This window comes from Novosphingobium sp. BL-A-41-Hi4A-0G, assembly GCF_055521735.1.
This window is the reverse complement of sequence record NZ_CM145501.1, coordinates 2,733,799-2,760,603: the sequence shown is the minus strand read 5'-3', so window position 1 is coordinate 2,760,603 and position 26,805 is coordinate 2,733,799. Positions and strand designations below refer to the sequence as shown.

General features: G+C 65.3%; 25 protein-coding genes. 14 read left to right on the top strand and 11 right to left on the bottom strand.

All coding sequences use genetic code 11. The features are described 5' to 3' along the window. Nucleotides 1-3: 3 nt before the first annotated feature. Entirely contained in the window at nt 4-1,263 is a 1,260-nt protein-coding gene (gene lysA, locus ACZ1JX_RS13305; RefSeq protein ID WP_465124002.1) for a diaminopimelate decarboxylase, read from the top strand. Nucleotides 1,264-1,386: 123 nt separating this feature from the next. Next, nucleotides 1,387-2,166: a precorrin-2 dehydrogenase/sirohydrochlorin ferrochelatase family protein gene (locus ACZ1JX_RS13300; RefSeq protein WP_465124001.1), complete on the top strand. Its 780-nt coding sequence runs from the start codon at nt 1,387-1,389 to the stop codon at nt 2,164-2,166. Nucleotides 2,167-2,319: 153 nt separating this feature from the next. Here the strand turns inward: ACZ1JX_RS13300 and ACZ1JX_RS13295 are convergent, their stop codons facing one another. Then, the gene (locus ACZ1JX_RS13295) at nt 2,320-3,228 is read right to left on the bottom strand and encodes an SDR family NAD(P)-dependent oxidoreductase (RefSeq protein WP_465124000.1); all 909 of its coding nucleotides are present in this window, start codon (nt 3,226-3,228) and stop codon (nt 2,320-2,322) included. Between the two features lie 191 nt (nt 3,229-3,419). Here ACZ1JX_RS13295 and ACZ1JX_RS13290 point away from each other — a divergent pair, with 191 nt between their 5' ends. Then, nucleotides 3,420-4,859 (top strand): OprO/OprP family phosphate-selective porin, encoded by a 1,440-nt coding sequence (locus ACZ1JX_RS13290; protein ID WP_465123999.1) that lies wholly within the window; start codon nt 3,420-3,422, stop codon nt 4,857-4,859. A 112-nt stretch (nt 4,860-4,971) separates the two neighbouring features. Here the strand turns inward: ACZ1JX_RS13290 and ACZ1JX_RS13285 are convergent, their stop codons facing one another. Beyond that, complete coding sequence (locus ACZ1JX_RS13285) at nt 4,972-6,075, bottom strand: branched-chain amino acid aminotransferase (protein WP_465123998.1); 1,104 nt, start codon at nt 6,073-6,075, stop codon at nt 4,972-4,974. A gap of 429 nt (nt 6,076-6,504) precedes the next feature. Continuing rightward, nucleotides 6,505-7,047, bottom strand: coding sequence for a hypothetical protein (locus ACZ1JX_RS13280; protein WP_465123997.1), 543 nt, complete (start codon nt 7,045-7,047; stop codon nt 6,505-6,507). An 82-nt stretch (nt 7,048-7,129) separates the two neighbouring features. On the opposite strand from ACZ1JX_RS13280, the gene ACZ1JX_RS13275 reads away from it, so the two are divergent. The 4 genes from ACZ1JX_RS13275 to ACZ1JX_RS13260 all read left to right on the top strand — a co-directional run bounded on the left by ACZ1JX_RS13275 (nt 7,130) and on the right by ACZ1JX_RS13260 (nt 9,220). Further along, on the top strand, nt 7,130-7,840 hold the full coding sequence (locus ACZ1JX_RS13275; protein WP_465126416.1) for a TlyA family RNA methyltransferase: 711 nt from the start codon (nt 7,130-7,132) through the stop codon (nt 7,838-7,840). A 122-nt stretch (nt 7,841-7,962) separates the two neighbouring features. Next, the gene (locus ACZ1JX_RS13270) at nt 7,963-8,517 is read left to right on the top strand and encodes a TspO/MBR family protein (RefSeq protein WP_465123996.1); all 555 of its coding nucleotides are present in this window, start codon (nt 7,963-7,965) and stop codon (nt 8,515-8,517) included. Between the two features lie 78 nt (nt 8,518-8,595). Then, the gene (locus tag ACZ1JX_RS13265; protein WP_465123995.1) at nt 8,596-8,847 is read left to right on the top strand and encodes an accessory factor UbiK family protein; all 252 of its coding nucleotides are present in this window, start codon (nt 8,596-8,598) and stop codon (nt 8,845-8,847) included. A gap of 85 nt (nt 8,848-8,932) precedes the next feature. Next, nucleotides 8,933-9,220 carry a hypothetical protein gene (locus ACZ1JX_RS13260; RefSeq protein ID WP_465123994.1) on the top strand — a complete coding sequence of 96 codons (288 nt, stop codon included), beginning with the start codon at nt 8,933-8,935 and terminating at the stop codon, nt 9,218-9,220. Between the two features lie 3 nt (nt 9,221-9,223). Here ACZ1JX_RS13260 and ACZ1JX_RS13255 read toward each other — a convergent pair whose 3' ends face one another. Next, nucleotides 9,224-10,561 (bottom strand): PAS domain S-box protein, encoded by a 1,338-nt coding sequence (locus ACZ1JX_RS13255; protein ID WP_465123993.1) that lies wholly within the window; start codon nt 10,559-10,561, stop codon nt 9,224-9,226. 92 nt (nt 10,562-10,653) lie between these two features. Next, nucleotides 10,654-11,862, bottom strand: a complete 1,209-nt coding sequence (locus ACZ1JX_RS13250; protein ID WP_465123992.1) for a trans-sulfuration enzyme family protein — start codon at nt 11,860-11,862, stop codon at nt 10,654-10,656. Between the two features lie 83 nt (nt 11,863-11,945). Here ACZ1JX_RS13250 and ACZ1JX_RS13245 point away from each other — a divergent pair, with 83 nt between their 5' ends. Next, on the top strand, nt 11,946-13,253 hold the full coding sequence (locus ACZ1JX_RS13245) for a phospholipid carrier-dependent glycosyltransferase (RefSeq protein WP_465123991.1): 1,308 nt from the start codon (nt 11,946-11,948) through the stop codon (nt 13,251-13,253). On the opposite strand, the gene ACZ1JX_RS13240 is transcribed toward ACZ1JX_RS13245, so the two are convergent. The 4 genes from ACZ1JX_RS13240 to recO are packed head-to-tail and all read right to left on the bottom strand — an operon-like array spanning nt 13,226 to nt 16,698. Then, complete coding sequence (locus ACZ1JX_RS13240; protein WP_465123990.1) at nt 13,226-13,870, bottom strand: DUF2238 domain-containing protein; 645 nt, start codon at nt 13,868-13,870, stop codon at nt 13,226-13,228. The two genes, ACZ1JX_RS13245 and ACZ1JX_RS13240, sit on opposite strands and share 28 nt — an antisense overlap. A gap of 1 nt (nt 13,871) precedes the next feature. Next, complete coding sequence (locus ACZ1JX_RS13235) at nt 13,872-14,996, bottom strand: glycosyltransferase (protein ID WP_465123989.1); 1,125 nt, start codon at nt 14,994-14,996, stop codon at nt 13,872-13,874. 12 nt (nt 14,997-15,008) lie between these two features. After that, nucleotides 15,009-16,067, bottom strand: coding sequence for a 3-isopropylmalate dehydrogenase (leuB, locus tag ACZ1JX_RS13230; protein WP_465123988.1), 1,059 nt, complete (start codon nt 16,065-16,067; stop codon nt 15,009-15,011). Between the two features lie 22 nt (nt 16,068-16,089). Beyond that, nucleotides 16,090-16,698 (bottom strand): DNA repair protein RecO, encoded by a 609-nt coding sequence (gene recO / locus ACZ1JX_RS13225; protein WP_465126415.1) that lies wholly within the window; start codon nt 16,696-16,698, stop codon nt 16,090-16,092. Nucleotides 16,699-16,796: 98 nt separating this feature from the next. Here recO and apaG point away from each other — a divergent pair, with 98 nt between their 5' ends. The 3 genes from apaG (at nt 16,797) to ACZ1JX_RS13210 (ending at nt 20,125) form a co-directional block, all read left to right on the top strand. After that, entirely contained in the window at nt 16,797-17,195 is a 399-nt protein-coding gene (apaG, locus tag ACZ1JX_RS13220) for a Co2+/Mg2+ efflux protein ApaG (protein WP_465123987.1), read from the top strand. A 12-nt stretch (nt 17,196-17,207) separates the two neighbouring features. Continuing rightward, nucleotides 17,208-18,005 carry a LysR family transcriptional regulator gene (locus ACZ1JX_RS13215; RefSeq protein WP_465123986.1) on the top strand — a complete coding sequence of 266 codons (798 nt, stop codon included), beginning with the start codon at nt 17,208-17,210 and terminating at the stop codon, nt 18,003-18,005. Between the two features lie 107 nt (nt 18,006-18,112). After that, nucleotides 18,113-20,125 (top strand): putative bifunctional diguanylate cyclase/phosphodiesterase, encoded by a 2,013-nt coding sequence (locus ACZ1JX_RS13210; protein WP_465123985.1) that lies wholly within the window; start codon nt 18,113-18,115, stop codon nt 20,123-20,125. Between the two features lie 13 nt (nt 20,126-20,138). On the opposite strand, the gene ACZ1JX_RS13205 is transcribed toward ACZ1JX_RS13210, so the two are convergent. Continuing rightward, nucleotides 20,139-21,407, bottom strand: a complete 1,269-nt coding sequence (locus tag ACZ1JX_RS13205) for a multidrug effflux MFS transporter (protein WP_465123984.1) — start codon at nt 21,405-21,407, stop codon at nt 20,139-20,141. Nucleotides 21,408-21,949: 542 nt separating this feature from the next. On the opposite strand from ACZ1JX_RS13205, the gene dinB reads away from it, so the two are divergent. Beyond that, the gene (gene dinB, locus ACZ1JX_RS13200; protein ID WP_465123983.1) at nt 21,950-23,068 is read left to right on the top strand and encodes a DNA polymerase IV; all 1,119 of its coding nucleotides are present in this window, start codon (nt 21,950-21,952) and stop codon (nt 23,066-23,068) included. Here dinB and ACZ1JX_RS13195 read toward each other — a convergent pair. After that, entirely contained in the window at nt 23,047-23,532 is a 486-nt protein-coding gene (locus ACZ1JX_RS13195; RefSeq protein WP_465123982.1) for an NUDIX domain-containing protein, read from the bottom strand. The two genes, dinB and ACZ1JX_RS13195, sit on opposite strands and share 22 nt — an antisense overlap. Nucleotides 23,533-23,728: 196 nt before the next feature. Here ACZ1JX_RS13195 and ACZ1JX_RS13190 point away from each other — a divergent pair, with 196 nt between their 5' ends. Next, nucleotides 23,729-24,562, top strand: a complete 834-nt coding sequence (locus ACZ1JX_RS13190) for a type II secretion system protein N (protein WP_465123981.1) — start codon at nt 23,729-23,731, stop codon at nt 24,560-24,562. Next, a complete protein-coding gene (gene gspD / locus ACZ1JX_RS13185) occupies nt 24,559-26,805 on the top strand; it encodes a type II secretion system secretin GspD (protein WP_465123980.1) in 2,247 nt (748 codons plus the stop codon). Before ACZ1JX_RS13190 ends, gspD begins: the two co-directional genes overlap by 4 nt.

Here is a 26,805-nt window from a genome sequence, read left to right as displayed (position 1 = left end):
CCGATGGACCATTTTGAACTGAATAACGGCGTTCTCCATGCCGAGAACGTGCCCCTGCCGGTGATCGCGGCGGAAGTCGGCACGCCTGTCTATGTCTATTCGCGCGCCACGTTGACGCGCCACGCCCGCGTATTCCGCGATGCGCTGGGCGTGCTGCGCGATGTGAAGATCGCCTTTGCGGTGAAGTCCAACCCGAACCTTGCCGTGCTCAAGGTGCTGGCCGCCGAAGGCTATGGCGCCGATGTCGTCTCGGGCGGCGAAATGGAGCGCGCGCTGGCGGCTGGCATGGTGCCCGATGGCATCGTGTTTTCCGGCGTTGGCAAGACCGCTGCCGAGATGCGCCGTGGCCTCGAGGCCGGGATCGGCCAGTTCAACCTCGAGAGCGAGGAAGAAGGTCTGGAACTGGCGGAAATCGCCGCGTCCATGGGCAAGGTCGCCTCGGCAGCGCTGCGCGTGAACCCGGACGTTGACGCCGGAACGCACGGCAAGATCTCCACCGGCAAGGCCGAGAACAAGTTCGGCGTTCCGTTCGACCGTGCCGCCGCGATCTATGGCCGTCTGGCGACGACGCCGGGTCTCAACATGCGGGGGCTCACGCTGCACATCGGTAGCCAGCTGTCCAAGCTCGAGCCACTGGAAGCCGCCTTCAACAAGGTCGGCGGGCTGATGGAAGAGATCCGCGCGGCGGGCCACACCGTCACGCACATGGACCTCGGCGGCGGCGTGGGTGTGCCCTACAAGGCGGGCGAGGTTTTCCCGCAGCCTGCCGAATATGCCGCGATGGTCGCGCGCGTGACCGGCAATTGGGGCGTGACGCTGATGTTCGAACCGGGCCGGGTGATCACCGGCAACACCGGCGTGCTGGTGACCGAAGTCATCCGCGTGAAGGAAGGTGCGAGCAATCCGTGGGTCGTGGTCGATGCAGCGATGAACGATCTGGCGCGCCCGGCGCTCTATGATGCGTGGCATGATTTCGTCGCCGTCGAGCCGAAGGGCGAGACTTTCACCGCTAACATTGTCGGTCCGATCTGCGAAAGCTCGGACACTTTTGCCATGGCCCGCACCATCGACAAGGTCGGGCGCGGTGACCTCGCCGTGTTCCGCACGGCTGGCGCTTACGGCGCGACGATGGCCAACACCTACAACTCGCGGCCCCTGGTGCCTGAAGTGATGGTGGATGGCGACAAGTGGGCCGTGGTGGCCGACCGCATCGATCCCGCCACGATTCTGGCCGCAGAACGCGTGCCGGAGTGGCTTGCCTGAAGGGGCAGGTGATGCTGGCATGCTTCGACAAGCCCAGCATGAGCGGATAAGGGATTTGAGATCCCACCTCCGCTCGTCCTGAGCCTGTCGAAGGACGCTGGCGCAAACCGTGATTGCACCACGATGACCCTGCATAGCCTCCCCCTGTTCCACCGCATCGCAGGGCAGCCGGTGATCCTTCTGGGCGAGGGGGATGCGGCTGCGGCCAAGCAGCGGCTGATCGAGCGCGCGGGCGGGGTGATCTATCGCGAGATCAATGCCGGGATCGACGACGGCGCGCGGCTGGCCTTCATCGCGCATGACAATCCCGACATGGCGCAAGGCGATGCGATCCGGTTGCGCTGTGCAGGCCTGCTGGTCAACGTGGTCGACCGGCCCGAACTGTGCGATTTCACCACGCCTTCGATCCTCGACCGTGACCCGGTGCTGATCGCGGTGGGTACGGGCGGAGCCTCTGCGGGCCTGGCCAAGATCCTGCGCCTGCGGCTGGAGCGCCTGCTGCCGCAAGGGCTTGGAGCGTTGGCCCGCGCGCTGGAAGAGGCGCGCGAAGGGATGCGTAAGCGCTGGGCTTCGGTAGCCGACCGCCGCCGCGCATTGGATGCGGCGCTGGACGAGGGCGGGGAGCTCGACCTGTTTCGCACCGGGAGCGAGGCGAAGGTTGGCGAATGGCTCGCTTCGGGCGCGGAAGGACAGTCAGGCCGGTTCGAGATCGTGCTGACGTCGAACGACCCCGAGGACCTTACGCTACGCGCCGCGCGGCTGCTCGGGCAGGCGGATGTGGTGGTGCACGATGCTGGCGTTGCGCCGGAGGTGCTTTCACGCGCGCGGGCCGATGCGGTGCGTGTGCTGGCGGGGGGTGAGGTGCCTGAAGGTGGGATCGTGGTGGTGTTGCGGTCGGCTTAGGCCAAATCCTCCCAATTTTCGCCGCAGGTGCAAATGGGGAGGGGGACCCTCAGCGAAGCTGGGGGTGAAGGGGCTGCCACCCCTCCGTCAGTCACCTGCGGTGCCTGCCACCTCCCCGTTTGTGCTTCGCAAAAACAGGGAGGATTTGAACACCTACCCCTTCATCGCCGCCTGCAGCTGGCCGATGATCACCTGCGCCTGTTCCGGCCCTGAGCGCGGTACGAAGTCGTCCGTGCGGTCGCTGATCTTGTCCCAGTTGGCGGCGAAGCCTTCGACGGTCTGGTCTGCGGGGGGCAGGAGGACGCCCTTGTTCATCGTGACCCACGACGAGTGGTAGCCGCCCGCGCCCGCGCCGACGATGGCGTTGGTGGGGGCGTCTTCCGAGACGAGGAACAGCGCGGCGGGGACGACGCTTTCGGGGTTGAACAGCTTGAAGGCCTCTTCGGGGAAGATGTCCTCGGTCATGCGCGTGGCGGCGACGGGGGCCAGCGTGTTGACCTTGATGTTGTTCTTCGCGCCTTCGAGGTAAAGCGTCTTGGTGAGGCCAGCGACGCCCAGTTTGGCCGCGCCGTAGTTGGCCTGGCCGAAGTTGCCGAACAGACCCGAGGACGAGGCGGTCATCAGGATGCGGCCGTAGTTCTGTTCGCGCATAAGGTCCCAGCAGGCCTTGGTGGCGAAGGCAGAGCCGATCAGGTGGACTTTGACCACTGTCTCGAAATCGGCCGGGTCCATCTTGGTGAAGCTCTTGTCGCGCAGGATGCCGGCGTTGTTGATCAGCACGTGGACGCCGCCCCAGCGCTCCTTGGCCTTTGCGACCATCTCGACCATCTGATCGTATTCGGTGACCGAGCCGCCGTTGGACATGGCCTGCCCGCCCATCGCCTCGATTTCCTCGACGACCTTGAGCGCAGCGTCGGAATGGCCGGTGCCATCGCGCGAACCGCCAAGATCGTTGACCACGACTTTCGCACCGCGGCGGGCGAGTTCGAGCGCGTAGGCGCGGCCGAGACCACCGCCTGCGCCGGTGACGATCGCGACGCGGCCTTCGAACGAAATGCTCATGTGAACTGTCTCCATCAGCCGCCTAACCGGGCGGTTAACGCGTGTCCAAAGCGATGCCACGGCGGGGGCGGGAAGGCAACCTCGGGGGCAGTTGGGAGGGTTCGCGACAAATCAGCAAGATGACCGTCAACAAAATGTAACATAATGGACATATTTGGCCATCGTCCGACGGAACACTCCAGGGAATCATCATGAAGCATATGACGCGCGTCTCGATCACTGCCCTTGCCTGTGCCGCAGGCTGGGCTGTCCCGGCGCAGGCCGCGACGTCCAATGCCGATCTGGCGGCGATGCAGGCGCAGCTCCAGCAGATGCAGGCGCAAATGCAGAGCCAGATGGAAGCGATGAACGCCATGCAGGCGCAGATCCAGGCGCTGCAGGGCCAGCTGGCCGAAGCCAAGGCCAAGACTGATGCGACCGCCGTTGCCGTGGCCGCGATCCCCGCCCCGACCGTTTCGGGCAAGCCGCCGGTGGCGATCAGCTGGGACGGCGGGCCGAAGATCGAATCGCCAGTGGACCCGAAGAACCCCAAGGCGGGCAAGTGGAGCTTCAAGCCACGCGGGCGCCTGCAGATCGATACCGCATCGGTGATGGCGCCCTCTTCGATCGGCAGCAAGAGCCTGGGCCTGGCGACGGAGTTCCGCCGCGCCTACTTCGGCTTTGACGGCACGATTCCGGGCAACTTCGGCTATCGCATCGAGGCCGACATCGGCAGCAGCGCGATTGATCCGACCGACGTATACCTCACATATACCGGCATCAAGAACCTGACGCTGACGATCGGGCAGCACAAGCCGTTCGAATCGATGGAGGACACCGAGTCCGACCTGTTCACCAGCTTCATGGAGCGCGCTGCGTTCAACACCGCATTCGGGTTCGAGCGGCGGCTGGGTATTTCGGCGCAGTATCAGAAGGGCATGGTGCTGGCGCAGGCGGGGGTGTTCACGGACAACGTCACCGACCTCAATGCCGATACCGACAACAGTTATTCGATCGACGGCCGCTTTGCCCTCCAGCCCAAGCTCTTCGGCGGGCAGACGCATATCGGCGGATCGGCGCACTATCACGACCTCAACGATGGCGCGGCGACCGTGCGTTACCGCGCGCGGCCATTCACCCACACCACCGACATCCGCTTCGTCGATACCAAGGCGATCAGTGCGCTTTCGGAAACCAACTATGGCGTGGAACTCGCCTGGACCGGTGGGCCGCTGCATGTCGCGGCGGAATCGCAGTGGATGAAGGTTGGCCGTCCCGGCGGGATTGGCAACCCGACGTTCAACGGCGGTTATGTCGAGGCGGGCATGTTCCTGACCAAGGGCGACACGCTGCCCTACAAGGCCAACGAAGGCGTCTGGGGCCGGATCAAGCCGAAGAACGGGGTCGACAAGGGCGGGCTTGGCGCGCTGCAGGTGAACGTGCGCTACGACTGGCTGGACCTGAACGACAACGGGGTGATCGGGGGACGGCAGCAGCTCGCGGGTGCCTCACTGCTGTGGGTGCCGACCGACTACGTCCGCTTCATCCTCGACTACGGCCACATGTGGATCGATGATGCGGCGGTCGCGGCGGGGACGGACCGGAGCTACACCGCCGACGTGCTGGGCATGCGCGCGCAGTTCGATTTCTGAGCCCCCGCTGCTTGCGTCCCCGCGCAGGCGGGGAACTCAGTCGGTTTACACCAAGGTTCGGTAACAACACCGAGGCCCCCGCCTTCGCGGGGGCGCAGAGTGGTGGTTGGGTTCAGGCGATCTGTGTGACCCAGCCGTGGGTGTCGGCGATTTCGCCGCGCTGGATGCCGACGAGCTTGGCGCGCAGCTTCTGCGTCAGCTGGCCGGGGCCGCCCGAGCCGATCAGGAATTCGCCCGCGTGGCTGGCGACCTTGCCGACCGGGGTGACGACGGCGGCGGTCCCGCAGGCGAAGGTTTCGACCAGCTTGCCCGAGGCGGCATCGGCCTGCCACTGGTCGAGGCTGTAGCGGCCCTCGCGCACGGTCAGGCCTTCCTCGGAGGCGAGCTTGAGCAGGCTCGAGCGGGTGATGCCGGGGAGGATCGTGCCGGTGAGTTCGGGCGTGAGGATCGAGCCATCGTCGAACACGAAGAACAGGTTCATGCCGCCCAGTTCCTCGACCCACTTGTGCTCGGCGGCATCGAGGAACAGCACCTGGTCATGCCCGCGCGAGAAGGCCTCGGCAGTGGGGACGAGGCTGGCAGCGTAGTTGCCGCCGCACTTGGCAGCGCCCGTGCCGCCGGGCGCGGCGCGGGTATAGTCCGAGACCCAGATCGAGACGGCAGGCGCGCCCGACTTGAAGTAGTTACCGGCCGGGCTGGCGATGACCATGAACTTGTATTGCCTGGCCGGGCGCACGCCGAGGAACGCCTCGGACGCGAACATGAACGGGCGCAGATACATCGAGCCGCCCTCGACCGTGGGGAACCAGTCCTTGTCGGCCATGACCTGCTGGCGGACGGCTTCGACGAAGACGTCCTCGGGCAGTTCGGGCATGGCGAGGCGGCGGGCCGAGGCGTTGAAGCGGGCGGCGTTGGCTTCAGGGCGGAACAGGGCAATGCCGCCATCTGCGAGGCGGTAGGCCTTCAGGCCCTCGAAGATCTCCTGCGCGTAATGGAGCACGGCAGCGGCGGGATCGAGCGCGATCGGGCCATAGGGGACGACGCGGGCATCGTGCCAGCCTTTCCCTTCGGTGTAGTCGATCTCGACCATGTGATCGGTGAAGGCGGTGCCGAAGCCGGGGTTGGCCAGCACCTGCGCACGCACGTCCGCAGCAACCGGTGCCGGGTGCGGGTGATGCGTGAAGGTCAGGCTGGTGGTTTCGGCGTCACTCGCCATGGGGAGGCAGTCCTTGCGCTAGAATCGAAGATGAAGCGCCGTGAACTATTGTTGCGCGAAAGGCAAGGGGAATGTAATAAATGTGAAGGGCCGCGTCGGTCAATCCGAAGCGGCCCTTCGCATGGTCAGCGGCCGGAAGTGCCGCCCACGAAGCCTTTATCGCTTAAATCGAAACTCAGCGATAATGCCTCGCGCGGGACTGTACCGACCTCTCTGCTGAACCATGAGACATCGGATCACCTCCTTTCGCGCTGTTGAGCCAAAGTCACAGGCTTTTGGGCCTGCTGGGCCGGGAGTGCGTTGGCTCACCGTCCTTGATTTGAATGTGATTCATTCGGGGCCAAACAACAAGTCTTGCGTGAAAAAAATTTGCCGTCAGTATATCCGCTTCGCGCCTGCAACATGGTGTCTCCGGAAACCGGTTGCGCGCTACTTCCGGCAATCCTCAATCACGCGCCCGACTTCGGCCCAAGCGGGCAGGTAAAGCGTCGGCAAGCCGTTGACCTCGACCGAGAAACGCCCCCTGCTGAAGGCCATGGCATCGAGCAGCGGATCACGTGCGGCAAGCGTGGTGACCAGTTGCGGCTGGCCTTGTGGCGCGGGTTCGGCGGAAAGCGGGCGGGTTTCGGTAGAGGTGGCGACCGTCATCGGCAGGCCGACCGGCGAGGTTCCGGTGCGGATCAGGCTGATCGTTCCGGCTGTGCGGTTGCAAGTCATGGCGAACAAGGTGGCATCGCCTGGGCCGAACATTGCAGTACCGGACACGTAACGCCAGTTGCCTGGGGTCTGTGGTTCGTCCCGCCAGTCCTTCACGCTCGTTGCCGGAAGCGGTGGTGGAGGCGGCGGCGCAGGGCGCGGCGGGGGAGGGGGCGGTGCTGTCGGCACGACCGTCGGCGCGGCGCAAGCCGAGGCCAGCAGCGCAAGCGTGCAGGAAAAAGCGGGGCCGAACAGCTTGGCGCGGTTGATCTTCATGGCGCAGTTATGGAAGGAACGCGCCGTGACCTCAACCCGCCCCCCGAAACAGCCCAGCGCACCTAAACTGCGCGTCGACCAGATGCTGGTGGAGCGCGGGCTGGTCGAAAGCCGGGCGCGGGCACAGGCGCTGATCCTTGCAGGGCTGGTTTTCTCAGGGGAAACGAAGATTGCCAAGGCGGGGCAAGCGCTGGCGGCAGAGGCCGCGCTCGAGGTTCGCGGACGCGACCACCCGTGGGTTTCGCGCGGCGGGATCAAGCTCGCCCACGCGATCGAGCATTTCGGGCTCGTCCCGGCAGGCGTGACCGCGATGGACATCGGCAGCTCGACCGGCGGCTTCACCGACGTGCTGCTGCAGGGCGGGGCAGAGCACGTCTTTGCGGTGGATTCGGGCACCAACCAGCTGGCATGGAAGCTGCGGCAGGATCCGCGCGTCACCGTGCTCGAGCAGACCAGCGCACGGATACTCACGACGGGTCATATCGACCGGCCCGCCACCTGGGTCGTGTGCGATGCCAGCTTCATCAGCTTGCGCAAGGTGCTGGAAGTGCCGCTCGCACTGGCGGCGCGGCCGACGCAGGTGGTGGCGCTGATCAAGCCGCAGTTCGAGGTGGGCAAGGCGGAAGTCGGCAAGGGCGGCGTGGTGCGCGATCCGGCGCTGCACGACCGGGTCTGCGCGGAAGTGCGCGATTGGCTGGAAGGGGAAGGCTGGGAGGTGCAGGGCATCGTGCGCAGCCCGATCACCGGGCCTGAGGGCAACGTCGAATTCCTCGTCTCTGCACTTCGCGCCTGAGTTTTCCCCGGCAATTGTCTCCAGTCGGGATTGCAACGGGATGGAGTTCCGATTGCGCAGCGGGCGTGGCCTCGCCAATATCCCTTACGAATCGCGCGGTTTGCGCATTGCTAGCGGGTGCCATGAACTATCTTGCCTCTTCCGGTCAGCTGCGTGCCAGCCTTCTGCGCTGGTCGCTGTTCACGGTGCCTCTGATCGTCGCGCTCGGTTTTCTTTCCGGTCAGGCAGCGGGCAGCGGTCCGGGCAATCCGTGGTTCGATGCGCTGGTCAAGCCTGCGATCTATCCGCCGCCTGCCGCCTTCGGGATCGTCTGGTCGGTGCTCTATGTGCTGATGGGCGTTTCGCTGGCGATGATCCTGTCCGCACGCGGCGCGGCGGGGCGCGGTTTGGCAACGGCCATGTTCGTGGTCCAGTTGCTGATCAACCTTTCGTGGTCGCCCACGTTCTTCGCGCTGCACCAGATCACCATCGCTTTCTGGATCACCGTAGCCATGGCCGTGGCGATCATGCTGACGGTCGTGCTGTTCTGGCGGATTCGCCCGGTGGCGGGCATGTTGCTGCTGCCCTACCTTGCGTGGGTGTGCTTCGCCGCCGTGCTGACGTTCGAGTTCGGTCGGCTCAATCCCGATGCAGATGGTGCGTTCGGTACGGCCACGACGGTGCGCGTGGCGATCTGAGCTTGCACCGATTGGCACTTGCGGGCAGCGGCTTTGCTGCCCACATAGCGCCTAGCAAAGCCAGTCAGGACCAGCCCGATGCAGAGTGAAAATCCGATCATCGCCGATTTCGTCAAGCTGCTGAACAGCGCGGCGGGGACGATTGCCGGCATGGGCCGCGAAGCGAGCGAGAACGCACGCGAGAAGGCCAAGGAAGTGTTCGGCGGGCTTGATTTCGTCAGCCGCGAAGAGTTTGACGCGGTGAAGGAACTGGCGGCTTCCGCACGTGAGGAAGTCGAAGCGCTCAAGGCCCGGATTGCCGCGCTCGAGGCTGCCGCGAAAGCCGAGTGATCCTGCGGCTCGGGAACTTCGGGCGAGGATAACGGATTGACCCTGCATCAAGGCCGCGCCCTCCGGCGCCCGCAGGAAGCTATCCGTGTTTACGCAACTCAATCCGACGATTCCCTTGCATGTGCTCGGCAAGGGCGATGGCTATGCGATCGGGATGATCGACTATGGCCAGGAGCACAACCTGATCTGGGTCACCGCGCTCGACGAATCGGGCGAGATCTGGTGCGCGCCCAACAGCAAGGTCCGGCTCGGAAAGAACTGGACGATGGGGCGGGCAGAGAACCGGCTCATTACCAAAGACAAGCAGGACGCGGCGCACGAGGCCGAGGACGGGGCAAAGGCGTCTTGTGTCGAGCGTCGCGCTGAGGCCTGACGCTCAGCTTTCCAGTGCCCGTGCGGTTTTGGTCGAGCAGACCAGGTGCCAGCGCAGGCCGGTGGGCGCGTAGTCCAGCGTCACTTCGGCGTTCAGACTGCGGGCAGGAATGTGCCGCATCAGCGTGGTGCCGAAGCCATGATGGGTGGGCTGGGACACGATCGGACCGCCTGCTTCGCGCCAGTCGAGCATGAAGTTTCCGTCGCGCTCTTCCCAGGACAACTCCACCCGGCCGGCAGGCGAGCTCAGGGCTCCATACTTCAGCGCGTTTGTCGCCAGTTCGTGCAGCGCCATGCCGATGATTTCTGCGCTGCGCGGGCTTAGCGGCACGGAACTGCCCCGCGTCGTTACCTGTGCGCGCGCTTCGCGGCCGAGGATGGCGAGCTGGGCTTCAGCCAATTCGTCCATCATGATCGTCGACCAGCCCCGCCGGACGAGCAGGTCCTGATTGGCAGAAAGACTGGAAAGGCGGCTTTCGAAGCGGCGGAGGAATTCGCCGTCGCTGCAGCCCGAGCGGCGGGCAAGAGCCTGGACGACCGAGAGCAGGTTCTTGGAGCGGTGGTTCACTTCCATCAGCAGGACGCGAATCTGCTCTTCCTTGGCGAGCATTTCGGTCACGTCGGTATTGGTGCCGAACCAGTAGAGGATGTGACCTAGCTCGTCGCGGATCGGCTTGGCGCGCGAAAGGAACCAGCGGTAGGTACCGTCCCTGCCGAGCAGCGGGAAGGTGTCTTCCCACTCGGTGCCCGCCGCGATGCTGGCGCGGAAGTGTTCGGTGACGCGCTTGAGGTGATCGGGATGGTGGACACGGTCCCAGCCCCATGCGTCTGTCTCGCCCTCGATCACGCCGGTGTAGTCGTACCAGCGCTTGTTGTACCAGCCGATGGCACCGCTCTCGTCCGCAACCCACGCCAGTTGCGAGATGTTGTCGGCGAGCATGCGGAAACGGGCTTCGCTTTCACGCAGGGCCTGCTGACCGCGTTCGCGCGCGGTGATGTCGCGGGCGATCTTGCTGGCGCCGACGATGCGGCCCGCCTTGTCGCAGATCGGCGAGACGGTCAGCGAGACGGCGATTTCGGTGCCGTCCTTGCGTTGGCGGATGGTGTCGAAGCTCTTGACCCGCTCACCGCGCGCGATGCGGGCGAGAATCTCGTCCTCTTCGTCCTGCCGCTCGGGCGGGATCAGGCGACGGATCGACTGCCCGACCATCTCGGCCTCGGCGAAGCCGAAGATCTTTGTGGCGGCCGGATTCCAGCTCAGGACCGTGCCTTGCAGGTCCTTGCTGATGATCGCGTCGTCGGAAGACTGGATGATGGCAGAAAGATGCGCCTCGGCCAGCAATTTGCATGCTCCGTTGCGACCCCACCCGCCTGCCTTCTTAGGGCAAGGCGAACGGGATGCAACCGGAATGGCGCAATATCAGGCGGTTGGAGTCAGAGACCTGCCGCGCGCAGGGCCTGGTCGAGATCCTCGATCAGGTCGTCCGGATCTTCCAGCCCGACGTTCAGGCGCAACATGCCTTCGCCCACGCCCATGTCGGCGCGGGTTTCGGGGCCGACGCCGTAGTGCGTGGTCGAGGCCGGGTGGCACATCAAGGAGCGCGAATCGCCGATGTTGTTGGAGATGTCGATCAGTTGCAGCGCATCGAGCAGGGCGTGGGCTTGCTTCAATCCACCGTCGAGATGGAACGAGAAGATCGTGCCGCCCGCCTTCATCTGCTTCTTCGCCAGCTCGTATTGCGGGTGGCTGGGCAGGTGCGGGTAGAGCAGGCGGGGGACGCGACCTTCGACGAAGCTGGCGACCTTTAGCGCATTCTCGCTCTGGCGGTGGATGCGCAGGTCCAGCGTTTCGAGGCCCTTGAGCACGACCCATGCGTTGAACGCGGCGATGTTGGGGCCGGTGTTGCGCTGGAAGGGCAGGAGGACGTTGTTGATCCAGTCCGCCGAACCGCAGACCGCGCCTGCCATGACGCGGCCCTGTCCGTCCATCATCTTGGTCGCGGAATAGGCGACGACATCGGCACCGAAGTCCATCGGGCGCTGGAGTGCGGCGGTGGCAAAGGCGTTATCGACCACGGTGGTGATGCCGTGGCGCCTCGCGAGGCCGCAGACGAACTCGAGATCGACCACGTCCATCGTCGGGTTGGCGGGGCTTTCGAAGAAGAACACCTTGGTGTTGGGCTTGATCGCGGCTTCCCACGCGGAGTTGTCGGACGCATCGATTGTGGTGCCGGTGATGCCGAAGCGCGGCAGGAGGTTATCAACCAGCCAGCGGCATGAGCCGAACGCGGCCTTGGCGGCGACGATGTGGTCTCCGGCCGAAAGCTGGCAGAGCAGGGCGGTGGTCATCGCGGCCATGCCGGTGGCCTGCGTGCGACAAGCCTCGGCGCCTTCCATCAGGGCGATGCGTTCTTCGAGCATCTGCACCGTGGGGTTCTGCAGGCGCGAGTAGGTCATGCCTTCGGCCTCGCCGGCAAAGCGCGCGGCGACGGTGGCGGCATCGTCGTAAGTGAAGCCCGAGGTGATGAACAGTGCTTCGGACGTCTCGCCCATTTCGGAGCGCCAGGTGCCGCCGCGAACGGCTTGCGTTGCGGGGCGCCACTTTTGCGTGATCGAACGGTCCTGGCCAGTCGTGCGTTTCATGGGGGCTGCCTTAGTTTTCAAGGGGCCTGCGCGCAAGCGGCGGGATTGCGAAGCGGGCGCGAGCGCCCTATCGGTCAGGGGGCATGACGCCAACGCTTCAGACAGTTTCGCGCGACAGGGACCCAGCCATGTGGTGCGGGGTCATCGCGGCGGTGTTTTTCTTCGCGGTGCTGCATCGGTTGGGGATTCCGTCCAAGCCGATGTTCGACGAGATTCATTACCTGCCCGCAGCACGGCGGCTGATCGACCTGACGGCGCGGCTCAATCCCGAACATCCGCTGGTCGCCAAGCAACTGATTGCGTGGTCGATGGAATGGATCGGCGATACGCCGTTCGGCTGGCGCTTCCCCTCGGCGGTGCTCGGCGGCATCGGGCTCTGGGCGATGATGCGCAGCCTGTGGTGGGCGAGCCTTTCGCGTACCGCCACGATCCTGTTCGGGCTGCTGCTGGCGACGAACTTCATCTGGTTCATGATGTCGCGCATTGCCATTCTCGACATGGCGATGGGCGGGTTCATGGCGCTCGCCGTATGGCAATGGGCGCTGGCGTGGCGCAATCCTTCAGGCAGGGTCGGACGGGCGCGGCTGCATCTGGTGCTGACCGGGGTGTTCATGGGGCTCTCGCTCGGAGCCAAGTGGAACGGCGTGCTGCTGCTGCCGCTGCCGGGACTGCTGTTCGTGTGGAACCGGTGGGAAGCCCTGAAGGGCGAGCGCTTGGGCCTGCTATGGTCCTCGCGCGGGGCGGGGCCGGTGCCGGGCGTTTCGGTGATCGAGGCGGCGCTTTGGCTCGGCGTGCTGCCGCTCCTGGTCTATTTCGCCACGTTCCTGCCCGCCTTCTTCTATGAGAAGGACCCGCTTTCGTTGGGCAAGTTGTGGCACTGGCAGCAATACATGCTGCAGCTGCAGGACAGCGTGAAGAAGCCGCACACCTATATGAGCCGGTGGTGGCAGTGGATGGCCAACATCCGCCCGATCTGGTTCCTCTACGAGAACGTCGACGGCGCGCAGCGCGGCGTGCTCATGCTGGGAAATCCGTTCACGATGCTGGCAGGCCTGCCCGCGCTGCTGTTCTGCGCGTGGGACGGGATCAAGGGCGGGAAGAAGCTGCACCTGCTGGTGTTTGCGGCCTATGCGCTGCTGGTCGGCTTCTGGGCGATCAACGGCAAGCCGGTGCAGTTCTACTACCACTACATGCTGGCCAGCTGCTTTCTGCTCGCCGCGCTGGCGCTGGTGCTGGCGGAGTGGTGGGATCTGGGGTTGCGTTGGCCTGCCAAGGTGACGCTGGTGCTGGCCTTCGGGATGTTCATCGGGTTCTACCCGATCATCTCGGCGGCGAAACTTCCCGCCAAGGATTCCTACCGGGACTACACCTGGCTGGAGAGCTGGAAGTAACGGCGCAGGCGTAGCCAGATTACGGTTGTGATTGCACCAAGCCCGGCCAGCGCCATGTCCTTCTGCGGGTCCCAGTTATCGCCCTGCTGGCCGTTGTAGGCATCGGCGTCAGGCCCGGCCATGACGACCGTCAGCTGCCATTCGAAGATTTCATAGATCGCGCTTCCGGCAAGGACGAACTCGACCGCGATGTATGTTGCAAGGCCCAGCGACAGGCCGCGATGGCGTGAGAGCCAGCAGGCGATGGGCCAGACCCACAAGGCACCGAAGCTGAAATGGACAAGCCGGTCCCACGAATTGCGCGGCAGGCCGAAGGCGTGGTCGACCGAGGGCAAGCCGAGCGTGGCGAGCCAGCGCTCGTAGGGCACGTAGGAATAGATGTAGCGCCCGCCGATCGTGTGGAGCGCCATGAACAGCGCGATGCAGGCAAGCGCACTGGTCGGCGTGGGCCAGCGGCGCAGCGCGAGCCAGAGGCCTGCGACGATCACCAGCGTCGGCAGGTTCTGCAGCGGGGCGAGGGCGGGGTAAGGCGTATCGATCAGGCTGAACAGCGCGCCCGCTGCGGTAGCCCCGAGCAGAAGCGCCTGCGGTCCCGGTACTCCCGCGACCGCGCGCAAATCAGTACTTGCCCCAGACGAAGCGCGAGGACAGCGCGAAGTTCCAGACCGAGCCGAGCACGATGCCGACAATCACCGCGATCACGGCATGGAAGCCGATGGTCTTGAGCACGGCGGCCGAGCCGATGTTGGTGAGCAGGCCGAGCGAGCATGTCAGGCCGAACTGGGCCCAACCGCGCAGCAGCGGGCCGAAGCCGCGCAGGCGCTTGTCGGAATAGGTCAACTCATTGTTCAGCACGAAGTTGAAGGTCATCGCGATGATCGCCGCCAGAGTGTTGGCGGTGTTGAACGTCGCGCTTTCCGACCAGTTGCCATAGACGAAGCGTTCGCCCGCGATCAGCTTGAGCAGCACCCACAGCGCACCCAGCTGGACCGCAACGCCCATTGCGCCCACGGTGCCGAACAGCGCGAAGCGCGTCGGGATGATGCGACCGAGCCACTTGTCGTAAAGGCCAACGAGGAATTCGAACACTACGGTCTGGTCCAGCTTGCTCTCGCCCTCGACACGGGCAACGAAGTTGAGGGGGAATTCCTTGACCTTGAGCGGGCGGTCGACCGTCGCAAGGATATCGAGAAGGATCTTGAAGCCGACGCCGGACAGGCGATGCGCGTCGGCCCGCAGGGTCTCGGCGCGAAGCATGAAATACCCGCTCATCGGGTCCGAAAGTTCGACGCCGGTCACCTTGTTGGCGATGCGGTTGGCAAGGCCCGAGGCCTTGACCCGGTCCGGGCGGCCCCATTCTTCGGTGCTCGCCCCTTCGGCAAAGCGCGAGGCATAGGCGAGGTCGTATTCGCCGCCCTCGACCGCTGCGAGCATCTTCGGCAGCAGTTCCGGATCGTGCTGCTGGTCAGCGTCCATCACCGCGACGATCGGCGCGGCGGTGGCGCACATGCCCTCGATCGCGGCCGAGGCTAGGCCCCGACGGCCGATGCGCTCGATCACCCGGACGCGCGGATCTTCGAGCGCGATGCGGCGCACTTCGTCGGCGGTGCCATCGGGGCTGTTGTCGTCGACGAAGATCGCTTCCCAAGCCACGCCCTGAAGCGCGGCATCGAGGCGTGCGACCATCGGCGCGATATTGGCGCGCTCGCGATAGGTCGGCAGGATTACGGCTAGCTGGAGCATCGGTTGCGGCCCTTAGAGCCTTGCGAGCACCGCGTCACCAATTTCCGTCGTCCCGGCGGTCCCGCCAAGGTCGCGCCCGAACACGCCATCGGCCAAGGTCCTGGCAACGGCGGCTTCCACGCGGTCCGCAGCCGCTGCCAGGCCAAGCGAATGGCGCAGCAGCATGGCCGCCGAAAGGATCGTCGCCATCGGGTTGGCGAGGCCTTGCCCTGCGATGTCCGGGGCCGAGCCGTGGATCGGCTCGTAGAGGCCGAAGGTGCCGTGCGCGGTCTGGCGTTCGCCCAGCGAGGCCGAGGCGAGCAGGCCGATGGAGCCGACGCACATCGAAGCCTGATCCGAGAGGATGTCTCCGAACAGGTTGCCAGTCAGCACCACGTCGAATTTGCCCGGCGCGCGCACGAGCTGCATCGCGGCGTTGTCGACGTACATGTGCTCAAGCGTGACTTCGGGGTATTCCCTGGCAACCTCGATCACCACGTCGCGCCACAGCTGGCTGGTTTCGAGCACGTTGGCCTTGTCGACTGAGCACAGGCGCTTGGCGCGGCCCATCGCGGTGCGGAAGCCGACATGGGCGATGCGGCGCACTTCGCTCTCGCTGTACGACATCACATCGTAGCCTTCGCGGTCACCATTGGCGGCGGTGCGGAAGCCTTTCTCGCCGAAATAGACGTCGCCGTTGAGCTCGCGCACGATGACCATGTCGATCGCGCCTGCCACTTCGGGACGCAGCGCCGAATGACCTTCGAGGCCTGCAAAGACCTTGGCCGGGCGCAGGTTGGCGAAGAGGGTGAGCGCCTTGCGCAGGCCGAGGATGGCCTGTTCCGGGCGTAGGTGGCGTTCGAGCGAATCGCAATCAGGATCGCCGACCGCGCCGAACAGGATGCCATCGGACAGGCGGGCGATTTCGAGCGTTTCGGGCGGGAGCGGGTGACCATAGGCCTTGTAGGCCGCGCCGCCGACCGGGGCTTCCTTCATCTCGATGTCGCCAAGGCCGAGCGCTTCGATCACGCGGACCGCTTCACGCGTCACTTCGGGACCGATGCCATCACCGGGCAGAACCGCAATCTTCATGAATACCCCTTCGTGCTTGCGCTTACTCGCCGCTTATCCGTCTTAGCCTGTCGAGCAGAATCGCGCGGGACCCCATAACATCGCGCGCCCGATCGGCAAGCAGGCGGTTGCCAATTGCCTTGCCCTGCCGTTCGAGCCGGGCAAGCAGATCCGGCCAGGGCTCCTCAGGCGGCGGAGCAGGCGTGGTGCCATAACCGACCTCGCGCAGCAGCAGGACTTCGTAACCCGCCAGCACCCGCGCCCAGCCGCGCGCAGACGGCGCATGGCAGATCGCATCAAGCAGCGAGGCAAGCGAATCGTGCAGCAAGGGGTAGGGGTGGCCTTCGGGCAGGGTCGATGCGGTCAGCGCACAGGCCCAGCCGATCCCGGCACTGGGCAGCGGTTCGGACAGCCACGGCCCGCGGCTGGCGACAAGCTCGACCCGGGCGGAGGGCAATTGCGAGGCGGCACGACCGCGCACCTCGACATCGAGCAGGTTGCCCGGGATCAGGACCGGACGCAAGGTCCGCCCCCGCGCTCCCGCCACATAGGCCGCGGCAAGCCCGTGATCTGCGGTCATCAGGCGCACGACAGCACCGTGCTCGCCATTGGGCAGGACCGAACAGAGAATGGCCGGGGTGCGGATCAGCATCGCCGTGAGGCTCTGCGCCTGAAAATTCCGCAGGGCAAGCATGTGAAAGATGCATAAGCTCGTTGGAACATCTCTCGATCTGCGGTAGTTTGAGGGACATGAAGCAGCTTTTCCAGCATGCCGCGTTGACCGATGGGGTCACGGTGCGAGTCGCCGTCAACTTTCTGCCCGAACAGTCGCGGGTGGAGGCGGGCAAATGGTTCTGGGTCTATCATATCCGTATCGAGAATGACGGCGACCAGCCGGTCCAACTGCTTTCGCGCCACTGGCGGATCACCGATGGCCGGGGCATGGTCAATTTCGTCGATGGGGATGGCGTGGTCGGCGAACAGCCGGTGCTTCAGCCGGGGCAGAGCCATGACTATGTTTCGGGCTGCCCGCTGGGCACCCACAGCGGCAGCATGGAAGGCCACTACACGATGCAGCGGGCAGATGGTTCGCTGTTTGATGTCGCGATTCCGTTCTTTCCGCTGGCAGCGCCCGCTCCTGCCAACTAAAGCCGGTTCGCAATGAAGCGGACGCACCTTCCTCTCAATGGCCTGCGCGTGCTCGATGCTGCGGCCCGGCACCTCTCGTTCACCCGCGCGGCTGACGAGTTGGCAGTGACGCCTGCAGCCGTGGGCCAGCAGATTCGCGCGCTTGAGGATCTGCTGGGCGTGGTGCTGTTCCGCCGTACGTCCAAGGGTCTGGAACTGACCGACGAGGCGATTGCGGGGCTCGACGCTATCCGCGAGGGATTCCTGCGGTTCGAGGAAGGCGTGCAGGCGATGCAGGCCGGGCAATCGAGCCACGTCTATACCATTGCCTGTCCACGTGATTTCTTCGCCGCGTGGCTCTCGCCCCGGCTTGCGGCGTTTCGCGCAGGTAATCCGCAGATGCGCTTCTCGCTGGTGGGCGGCGATGCCGATATCGACTTCACCGAGGCGAATCTCGATCTCGCGGTGCGCTGGGCCGAAGGGCCGGGCGAGCTTGAAGGCATTGCGCTGGGCAAGCCGCTGATGGTTACCGTCGCCGCGCCCGATGCAGCGCCGGACTGCCCGTGGATCGGCTGGCCGGGCGATCCTGCACCGGGCGGGGGTGACGTGGGCTTCTCGGTCGGCGATGCCGGCACGGCGATCAGCGCGGCCAGCGCTGGCCTTGGCCGAGCGCATGTTCCCTACCAACTGGTCGACAACGCCATCGGCATGGGCCGTGTGGTGGTACAGGGCGAGCCCGAGATTTCGCGACGCGGCTACTGGCTCGTCGCGCCGCTGCCGCAATGGCGGCAGAAGAAGGTCAAGGCGTTGGTCGCCGCGCTTTCGGATTGACGGTACGCATCTGGCGGGAGTTCGCTTCGGCCTTTGCCGCCTTCGGTTCGTCCCGTTGCGTGTGGCCCCTTACTGCCTGTTAACTGGCTCGTATTATCCATGTCCCGATGTTTACGGGGTCACGCACGCGCGCTGCTTGGGGATGGCTGCATGGCCGTCTTTCTCGACTGGCGCGCGCCTCTGGCGGCCGCTGGCAACAGCGCGAGGGCGACAACTTCACCCTCGCGTACGCGCATAGCCTCTCGCATCGCCTGCCGCTGCTCTATCTCGTTGTAGTATTTGACCTCCTGCTGGTGGGGGCGCGCTTTCGCACGATGGCGCCGGGTTGGCTTGTCGCAGTGGGTCCGATCGCGCTGGGCAGCTTTTCACTGTGGCGGGCGCATTACTGGCGGCCATCGGCGGTGGCCGAGCGCAGTATCGATATGCTTCGCCACGATCTGAAGACCATGAGCTGGCTGGGGTCAGTGGCAGGCTTCCTGATGTCGTTGTGGTGCATGGCGCTCTACGTCTACGGCGACGAGGCAGGGCAGTCGTTCATCCACTACATCATGGCGGTCACGCTGTTCTCGGGCATCCTCGGGCTGGGCCATTCGCCGCTGACCGCGTTGCGCATCGCGATTGCCACCACGATCCCGACATCGGGCCAGATCCTGTTCGGAGGGCATCCCAACGCGGTGCCGGTCATGGCGGTGCAGGTCGTGGTGACGACGCTGCTGCTGCTGATCACCAATGGCCATCACCGCGATTTCGTCCGCCTCGAACTCTCCCGCCAGCAGCTTGCCCGGCGCGAGCGCGAAGCGGCGCGACTGGCGCAGGAGAACCTGTTGCAGGCGACGGTCGATCCGCTGACTGGCGGGCTCAACCGCCGCGCGATCCTTGCCCGGCTGGAGGAGGAGCTTGCCGAGACCGACACCACGCGCCCCCCGGCATGGCTGGCACTGATCGATCTCGACGGGTTCAAGCACGTCAACGACACCTATGGCCATGCCGCAGGCGATGCCGTGCTGGCGGCCGTGGCCAACCGGCTCGAGGAACTCGAGCGGGTGCGCTGCTTCGGACGCCTTGGGGGCGACGAGTTTGCGGCTGTCCTCGATCCGGCGCTCGAAGAAGACGCGGTGCGCAAGCTGGCCATGGCGCTGTCGGAGCGGCTGTGCGCGCCGGTGCTGCATGGCGGCGCCGTGCTGCGTCTTTCGGGCTCTATCGGGGTGCACCGGCTCGATGGCGAGAGCGTGCGCGATTGCCTCGAAAGGGCCGACGCTGCGCTTTACAAGGCGAAGGAACTGTCCGACGGGGCCGTGGTGGTGTTCAGCCCCGATGACGAGGCGGAACTGCAGGACCGTGCCGCCGTCACGCGCCTGTTCAACGACAGCAATCTCGCCGACCGGCTGCGGCTGGTCTATCAGCCGATCGTCGATGCCGAGGGCGGTGGCGTGGTAGGGTTCGAGGCCTTTGCGCGATGGAGCCCGGACGGGCACCGCTGGTTGCCGCCGGGGCAGTTCATGTCCCTTGCCGAAGCGACCGGTCGCACGGGCGAATTGACCCGCATGGTCATGGAACGCGCCTTGCGCGAGTGCCCGGCATGGGAGCATGGGCGCTGGCTTTCGATCAATCTCGGTCCGCGCGACGTGATGCGCGGAGGCACGGCAGACGCTCTGGCGAGGTTGGTAGAGGATGTCGGCGCGCCGCCGCATTCGATCATTCTCGAAGTGACAGAACGGGGGCTGCTCGGCGATCCACGGCGTGCCGAGGCGCGGCTTCAGGCGTTCCGTGCGCGCGGCTTCCGCATTGCGCTCGACGATTTCGGGGCGGGCTGGTCAAGCCTCAGCCAGGTGCACAGCTTGCCGCTCGACATGATCAAGATCGATCAGGAGCTTTCGCGCGCCCTTGCGACCGATCCGGGCGCGCGCACGCTGGTGGGCACGATCATCTCGCTGGCATGGCAGCTCGGCATCGACTGCACGATCGAAGGCGTGGAAGACGAATCGCAGGCAGCGACTGCGCGCGGGCTCGGCATCCGGCTGATGCAGGGGTACCATCTGGGCCGACCGCAGACTGCGACTGAAGCGCTGGCGCTGATCGGCAGCATGCCCGCTGCAAACGTGGTCAGCTTGCGGGCCTGACCTGTGCCCTGCCTCAGTGCTCCAGCACGATGGGGCGCGGGGTTCCGGGCGGATGGAGGCGGCGGAACAGCTTGCCCTTCTCGCTGAACAGGACCAGCAGCAGGCTGAGGATGCCGCTCATCAGCAGCGCCAGCGCCAGGGGATGCGCGGTGCCATCGTAAGCCTGCCCGACGACGATGCCGATCACCGAGCCGATCACCATTCGCAGGAAGGCATGCATCGAATTGGCGGTGCCGGCAGTCCGCTCGAACGGCTGAAGCGCGATCGAGCCGAAGTTCGCGCCGATGAAGCCGATCAGGATCATGTTGGTGATCATCAGCGGCATGAACTGCCACAGCGTCTCGTCCGGACGGCTGGAAAACCAGGTTTGCAGACCGCTAACGACGATGAACACGATGACCGCGGTGTGCGAGACCCGGCGCGCGCCGAAGCGTTCGACGATGCGTGAGTTCGAGAAGTTGGCTGCCGCCATCATCAGGGCGGAGAAACCGAACAGGACCGGGAACATCGTGCCCGCCCCGAAGTGTTCGCCCACCAGCTGCTGCGAGGAGTTCACGTAGCCGATCATCGCGCCGAAGGTCAGCGCGCCGCCAAGCACGTAGCCGATGGCCGAGCGGTTCGTTGCGGCAGCGGCCATGTTGATCGCAATCGACATCGGGCGGATCGGCTGGCGATATTCGGGATGCATCGTCTCGGGCAGGCGAATGAACACCCAGGCGCCCATGCCGACCGCCATCACCGCGAGAAACACGAAGATCCAGCGCCATCCGGCAAAGAGCAGGACGACCTGCCCGATGCTCGGCGCGAGCATCGGCACGACGAGGAAAACGACCGAGATGATCGACATCTGCTTGGCCATCTGGTCGCCCGCGAAGCGATCGCGAATGATCGCGCCGGGCAGGACGGCAAGTCCGCCACAGCCCATCGCCTGCGCTACGCGCATGGCGAGCAGCGTGTCGAACGACGTGACGAGCGCACAGGCGAGCGAGAACACCACGTAGATCGCGATGCAGGTCAGCAGCACTGGACGCCGTCCGTAGCGATCAGCCAGCGAGCCCGGGACAAGCGAGGCAAAGCCCGAGGCGAGCAGGAACGAACCGACCACCAATTGGCGGCGGTTGGGATCGGTCACGTCGAGATCGCGTGCAATATCGCCCAGCGCCGGCAGCATGGCATCGACCGCAAGCGCCTGCAGCGCCATGACGAGTGCCATCATCGCGATGGTCTCGCGCTCGCCCATCGCACGCGCGGGGCGCAGAGTACTGGAATCGTTAGAGGGCATTAAGACCCTCTGGACGAGATCGATCGAGAATCCCACCCTTTATGTTGCGATGCGAAACGCGCGGGGCTGGCGCAGATGCTGACGTGGGCCTTTCAGGCCGAGCCGCCCGAAGATTTCCCGGCGATCAGCGATGCGCAGCGCCCCGTATATCGATGCAGTAGCTATCTCATTGTGAGAAGTCGCGTTTTTACAATGCATTCGCTGCGAATCAGCGTATCGCTCGCAGCCCTTCGGTGGGGGTATTCAGATGAACTTGCGGTGCGTGTTCGGCGGGCACAGACCCACGCGGGGTGAGGTTCTGGAACTGGCGTCCGGCCCGGTTTCGACGTGCCGCTATTGCGGGCGACCGATCAGGCGCCTCCGGCCGAAGAAATGGGTGAGGCGCCGCATCAGCAACTGAGCCTGCCTTTTCGTCGCCCGTTTTCAATTCCCCGTTTGTTCCTCATCTCACTGGCATCGCGCGCGATCGTCAGGTAACTACGATTTGCCAGCCATCGGGAGTGTGCTCCCATGGCGGCACAGGCGCGAGATGAGCTGACAGTTTGATCTACCAGTCAGAAACCACTCCGGCTTTGCGCAAGATCATCCATGTCGACATGGATGCCTTCTTTGCCAGCGTCGAACAGCGCGACGATCCGGAGATCCGGGGAAAGCCGGTCGCGGTCGGCGGATCGTCAGGGCGCGGCGTGGTGGCTGCGGCAAGTTACGAGGCAAGGCTGTTCGGGGTCCGCTCGGCCATGCCATCGGTGCGGGCAGTGCAGCTGTGCCCGGACCTGATCTTCCGCAGGCCGCGCTTCGATGTCTACAAGGCCGTCTCTCAGCAGATCCGCAGCGTTTTCCTGCATTTCACCCCGCATGTCGAGCCGCTCTCGCTCGACGAGGCCTACCTTGACGTGACCGACGACGTGCGCGGCATCGGCTCGGCCACGCGGATCGCTGAACTGATCCGCCAACGCATCCGCGCCGAAACCGGGCTGACGGCGAGCGCAGGGGTGTCCTACAACAAGTTCCTCGCCAAGATCGCCAGCGACCAGAACAAGCCTGACGGCCTATGCGTGATCCGTCCGGGTGAGGGCGCGCAGTTCGTGGCCGCACTGCCGGTGCGGCGCTTCCATGGTATCGGTCCGCGCGGCGCGGAGAAGATGGCAAGGCTTGGGATCGAAACAGGGGCGGACCTGCGCGCGAAGGACCTCGCCTTCCTGCGCGAACACTTCGGCAGTTCGGCCGACTACCTCTATCGCGCGGCGCGGGGCATCGACCTGCGGCAGGTCAAGGCGGACCGTCCGCGCAAGTCGGTCGGCGGCGAGCGTACCTTCGAACGCGACATTTCGTCGGGCTCGGCACTGCGCGAGACGCTGGAGCGGATCATCGAGATCGTGTGGGAGCGGATCGAGCGCAGCGGTGCGAGCGGACGGACGGTCACGCTCAAGATGAAGTTCAATGACTTCACGCCTTGCACGCGGGCCAGATCCCTTCCCCGCGCCATAGCGGACAAGCAAGAGTTCGCGGTGCTGGCCCGCGAGTTGCTGGACGCCCAGTTGCCGTTGCCCAAGCCGATCCGGCTCATGGGCCTGACGCTTTCAGCCCTCGAAGGCGAGGAGCCTGACGAACCGGAGGAAGGCGCGGCGCCGCCTGTGCTTCAGGCCGAATTGCCGTTCTGAGTCTCCAGCCAGCGCACGACCATGGCGCGCACGGCCTCGCTGGTTGATGTCGGCAGATCATCGGGAGAAAAGAACTGCGCCTCCTCGATTTCGCGCCCATCGGCGAGCGGCGTGTCGCTTGTCGTGCCGGTGACAAGTTCGATGGCGTTGGTCCAGCCTTTGCGATCAAGCAGGATCGTGCCCAGATGTCCGGCGCGTTCCAGCCTGCAACCCGTTTCCTCCAGCAGTTCACGCCTCGCGGTATCGAGCGGACTTTCATCCCGTCCCAGACCACCCCCGGGCAGCATCCAGACGGTCCGGGCATGGTAGCTGTGCCGCACCAGCAGAACGTCGCCTGCAGGGTTGGCTGCGATCACGTTGCAGCCCCGCACGATCCGGCGGCTTCGCCGCCACCACCAAAGCCGCAAGGCGTGGGCGGTGCGCAGCACATTGCGGTGGATCGGGCGTGGGAGCAGGTGAAGCACAGGTAATCCTAGGCACAGGTCATGACACCTGTCACCCCGCCATACATGCCTGCTCGCGCCTGCGACGGGATTGCCAAGCGATTGTCATACCACCGTAGCAATCGGCTGCTTGGCCTTTTAGTGGATCAAGTGACGGGAGGCGTTTGTGAATCGTCCCCGTGGGGTTATGCCTGCCGATGGAAGGGGAATTGCGCGCGTGAGACTCGGAGCAACGAAGCTGGCAATCGCGGGAGCACGTCCCCGGCTGCCGTCGTTGTACCAGATCGCGTGGTGGGCACTCGCTGCGGTCATCGCGCTGCTCGGCGCGGCCCTGTTCTGGGCCATCGTCACGCCCGTATCGTCGCTCGGGCAATGGACGGCGCAAGGTGTGCGAACGATGTCGCCCACAGCCCGCGCCGCGCTGTTTGCCAGCGTCGATCCGTTCAACCGCACTGCGCCTGGCCCAGCCGCCGAACAATCGGGCGCGGTTACCTCGCTTGCGCTGACGCTTTTTGCGACACGCGCCATGGCAGATGGCAGTGGCACTGCGATCATCGCAGGTGGCGACGGGCAGCAGCAGGTCTATCGCGTCGGCGCGGAAGTCCAGCCAGGCGTCACGCTGGCTGCCGTCGCGTTCGACCATGTCGAGCTTTCGCGCAACGGGGCGAAGGAACTGCTCTATCTCGATCAATCTGGCCCTGCGCCTACGGCCCAAGGTGTGGTCGCGGCCAATCCCGTTGCGGCACCTCCTGCAAACGCGCCGGGTGGCGGCGTGAGCGTGGCGGCCTTGCGCAGCGGTGTGAACTTCGGCCCGCGCGCCGAAGGTGGGAAGGTCGTAGGCGTCGAGGTCCTGTCCTCCGGCGATGGCTCTGCCTTTCGTGCTGCAGGCTTCCAGCCCGGTGACGTGATCACCGAGGTCAACGGCAAGCCGGTGACCGGTCCCGGCGATGCGGCCATGCTCTCCGGTGCCATCCGCGCCGGAACTTCGATTGCGGTTACCGTCCGTCGCGGTGACCGCCAGCTTCCTCTTGCTATCACATTGGCACCATGACCTTGCGCAAGCTCCTATTCCCGAAGATGCTCCTCGGAGCCGCAGCGCTCGCCCTTGCCGTGCCGCAGGCCGCCATGGCGCAGTACACGCTCAACGTGCGTGAGGCGGACATCCGCGCGTTCGTGGCCGATGCTGCGGAAGTCACCGGGCGGACGTTCATCGTCGACAGCCGGGTGCAGGCCAAGATCAGCGTCGTGTCTGACCGTGCGCTGAGCCGTTCGGAATACTTCGAGGTGTTCCTTTCCACCCTGCGCGCCAATGGCTTGGTGGCCGTGCCGACCGGCAATGGCGCATTCCGCATCCAGCCGTCGGACGGAGCGGCGTCCAATCCCAGCCGCATTGGCAGCAGGGGGGCGGCGCAGAGCCAGATGGTCACCGAAGTGATCCGCCTGCGCGCGATCGACGCGGCGCAGGCCGTGGAAACGCTGCGCCCGCTGATCAGCAAGGAAGGCGCGATTACCGCCAACAAGGCGGGCAATTCGCTGGTGGTGGTCGACTATGCCGACAATATGCGCCGCATCCGCGCGCTGCTCGCCGATATCGACCGTGACAATGCCGCGACGCAGACGGTGATCCTTGAACACGCAGGCGCGCGCGAGATTGCGACTGCGCTCAGCCAGCTGGTGCCGCCAGGAGGTGAAGGCGCGCGCTCGCTGGCGACAGTCGTGGCGGTGGACAGCGCCAACGCCGTGCTGATGCGCGGCGAGCCGGCCACGCTGGCCAAGATGGCGGCGATGGCGCGCCAGCTCGATGCCAAGGCTGCGCTGGGCGGCGAGATCAAGGTCGTCTGGCTCGACTATGCGGATTCGGCAGCGCTCGTGCCGGTGCTTGAGCGACTGCTCGGCGGGCAAGGCGGGGGCGAAGTAGCCTCGGCCAGTTCTGCGCCGGTTTCGCTGGGCGGGGTGGGCGGTAACCAGACGTCGACGGCGGGCACGCAAGGCTCGACCGGGCAGGCCGCGACGACAGGTGGCACTCAGACGAGCCCGATCGGCGCGACATCGGGCGGGCTGGGCACCGGACCGATCAAGCTTGCCAACGGGCGCGGGACGGCGACGATCACGCGCTATCCTGGCGCCAACGCGATCATCATCGCCGCGCCCGCCGACGACCAGCGCCGCATCAGCGAGGTGATCCGCCAGCTCGACGTGCCGCAGGAGCAGGTGCTTGTCGAGGCGATCATCGTCGAGATATCGAACAACGTGGCAAGGGAACTGGGCGTCCAGCTGCTGTTTGGTGGCAAGGACAAGCCCTTTGCCGTGACGAATTTCTCCAACTCCTCGCCCAACATCATCGATCTTGCGGGTGGATTGCTGGCTGACAATCTCAATCAGACGACCACGGTGATCAACGGCGATACCGTGACCACCACGACCAACAGCACGGCCGGAGACCTGTTGCGCGAGAACGCCGCCACCAAGGCCCTTTCAGCCAGCGGTGCCTATACCGGCTTCCTCACCGAACTGTCGAAGGACACCTACCTTGGCGCGCTGATCAATGCGGTGCAGACCGACAAGAACTCGAACATCCTCTCGACCCCGCACATCACCACCAACAACAACGTGCCCGCCTCGATCCTGTTCGGCCAGGATGTCCCCATTTCAACTGGCGAGGCGCTGTCGCAGGGCAATTTCAACGACCGCTTCCGCACGATCCAGCGCCAGAACGTGGGTATCGAACTGGACGTTACCCCGCAGATCAACGCCGGCAACATGGTGCGCCTCGATCTGCGGCAGGAAGTCAGCTCCATTGCGGGCACGGTCTCGCGCACATCGAACGAACTGATCATCAACAAGCGCGAGATCAAGACGACGGTGACGGTGGGCGACCGCGAGATCGTGGCGCTGGGTGGACTGCTTGACGACAACGAGCAGCGCACGCTTCAGAAAGTGCCGTTCCTCGGCGACATCCCGCTCCTGGGCGAAGCATTCAAGTCGCGCGCGCGCAGCCGGGTCAAGACCAACCTGATGGTCTTCATCCGCCCGACGATCCTGCGCAATGCAGCGGACCGGGCGGCACTGGCGGCGCGGCGCTACGGCGTGGTGCGCAATGCGCAGGTCAACTTCAATGCCAAGCAGGAGCCGAGCATCGACGAACTGATCGTCGACTACATGGGCGCGACATTGCCCGCAGCACCTTCCGCACAGGTCGCGGTCGTCGCGCCCGGCGATACGCTGATCCGCCCGCGCGCGACGCCGGGGCCGCTCGAACAGTCCGAACTTCCGCCAAGCAGCGCGCAGAACTGA

Bases quoted from the DNA above. Each gene is read 5' to 3' on its own strand.
- lysA (WP_465124002.1), top strand. From the start codon at position 4: ATGGACCATTTTGAACTGAATAACGGCGTTCTCCATGCCGAGAACGTG.
- ACZ1JX_RS13300 (WP_465124001.1), top strand. From the start codon at position 1,387: ATGACCCTGCATAGCCTCCCCCTGTTCCACCGCATCGCAGGGCAGCCG.
- ACZ1JX_RS13295 (WP_465124000.1), bottom strand. From the start codon at position 3,228: ATGAGCATTTCGTTCGAAGGCCGCGTCGCGATCGTCACCGGCGCAGGC.
- ACZ1JX_RS13290 (WP_465123999.1), top strand. From the start codon at position 3,420: ATGAAGCATATGACGCGCGTCTCGATCACTGCCCTTGCCTGTGCCGCA.
- ACZ1JX_RS13285 (WP_465123998.1), bottom strand. From the start codon at position 6,075: ATGGCGAGTGACGCCGAAACCACCAGCCTGACCTTCACGCATCACCCG.
- ACZ1JX_RS13280 (WP_465123997.1), bottom strand. From the start codon at position 7,047: ATGAAGATCAACCGCGCCAAGCTGTTCGGCCCCGCTTTTTCCTGCACG.
- ACZ1JX_RS13275 (WP_465126416.1), top strand. From the start codon at position 7,130: ATGCTGGTGGAGCGCGGGCTGGTCGAAAGCCGGGCGCGGGCACAGGCG.
- ACZ1JX_RS13270 (WP_465123996.1), top strand. From the start codon at position 7,963: ATGAACTATCTTGCCTCTTCCGGTCAGCTGCGTGCCAGCCTTCTGCGC.
- ACZ1JX_RS13265 (WP_465123995.1), top strand. From the start codon at position 8,596: ATGCAGAGTGAAAATCCGATCATCGCCGATTTCGTCAAGCTGCTGAAC.
- ACZ1JX_RS13250 (WP_465123992.1), bottom strand. From the start codon at position 11,862: ATGAAACGCACGACTGGCCAGGACCGTTCGATCACGCAAAAGTGGCGC.
- ACZ1JX_RS13245 (WP_465123991.1), top strand. From the start codon at position 11,946: ATGACGCCAACGCTTCAGACAGTTTCGCGCGACAGGGACCCAGCCATG.
- ACZ1JX_RS13235 (WP_465123989.1), bottom strand. From the start codon at position 14,996: ATGCTCCAGCTAGCCGTAATCCTGCCGACCTATCGCGAGCGCGCCAAT.
- leuB (WP_465123988.1), bottom strand. From the start codon at position 16,067: ATGAAGATTGCGGTTCTGCCCGGTGATGGCATCGGTCCCGAAGTGACG.
- recO (WP_465126415.1), bottom strand. From the start codon at position 16,698: ATGCTGATCCGCACCCCGGCCATTCTCTGTTCGGTCCTGCCCAATGGC.
- apaG (WP_465123987.1), top strand. From the start codon at position 16,797: ATGAAGCAGCTTTTCCAGCATGCCGCGTTGACCGATGGGGTCACGGTG.
- ACZ1JX_RS13215 (WP_465123986.1), top strand. From the start codon at position 17,208: ATGAAGCGGACGCACCTTCCTCTCAATGGCCTGCGCGTGCTCGATGCT.
- ACZ1JX_RS13210 (WP_465123985.1), top strand. From the start codon at position 18,113: ATGTTTACGGGGTCACGCACGCGCGCTGCTTGGGGATGGCTGCATGGC.
- ACZ1JX_RS13205 (WP_465123984.1), bottom strand. From the start codon at position 21,407: ATGCCCTCTAACGATTCCAGTACTCTGCGCCCCGCGCGTGCGATGGGC.
- gspD (WP_465123980.1), top strand. From the start codon at position 24,559: ATGACCTTGCGCAAGCTCCTATTCCCGAAGATGCTCCTCGGAGCCGCA.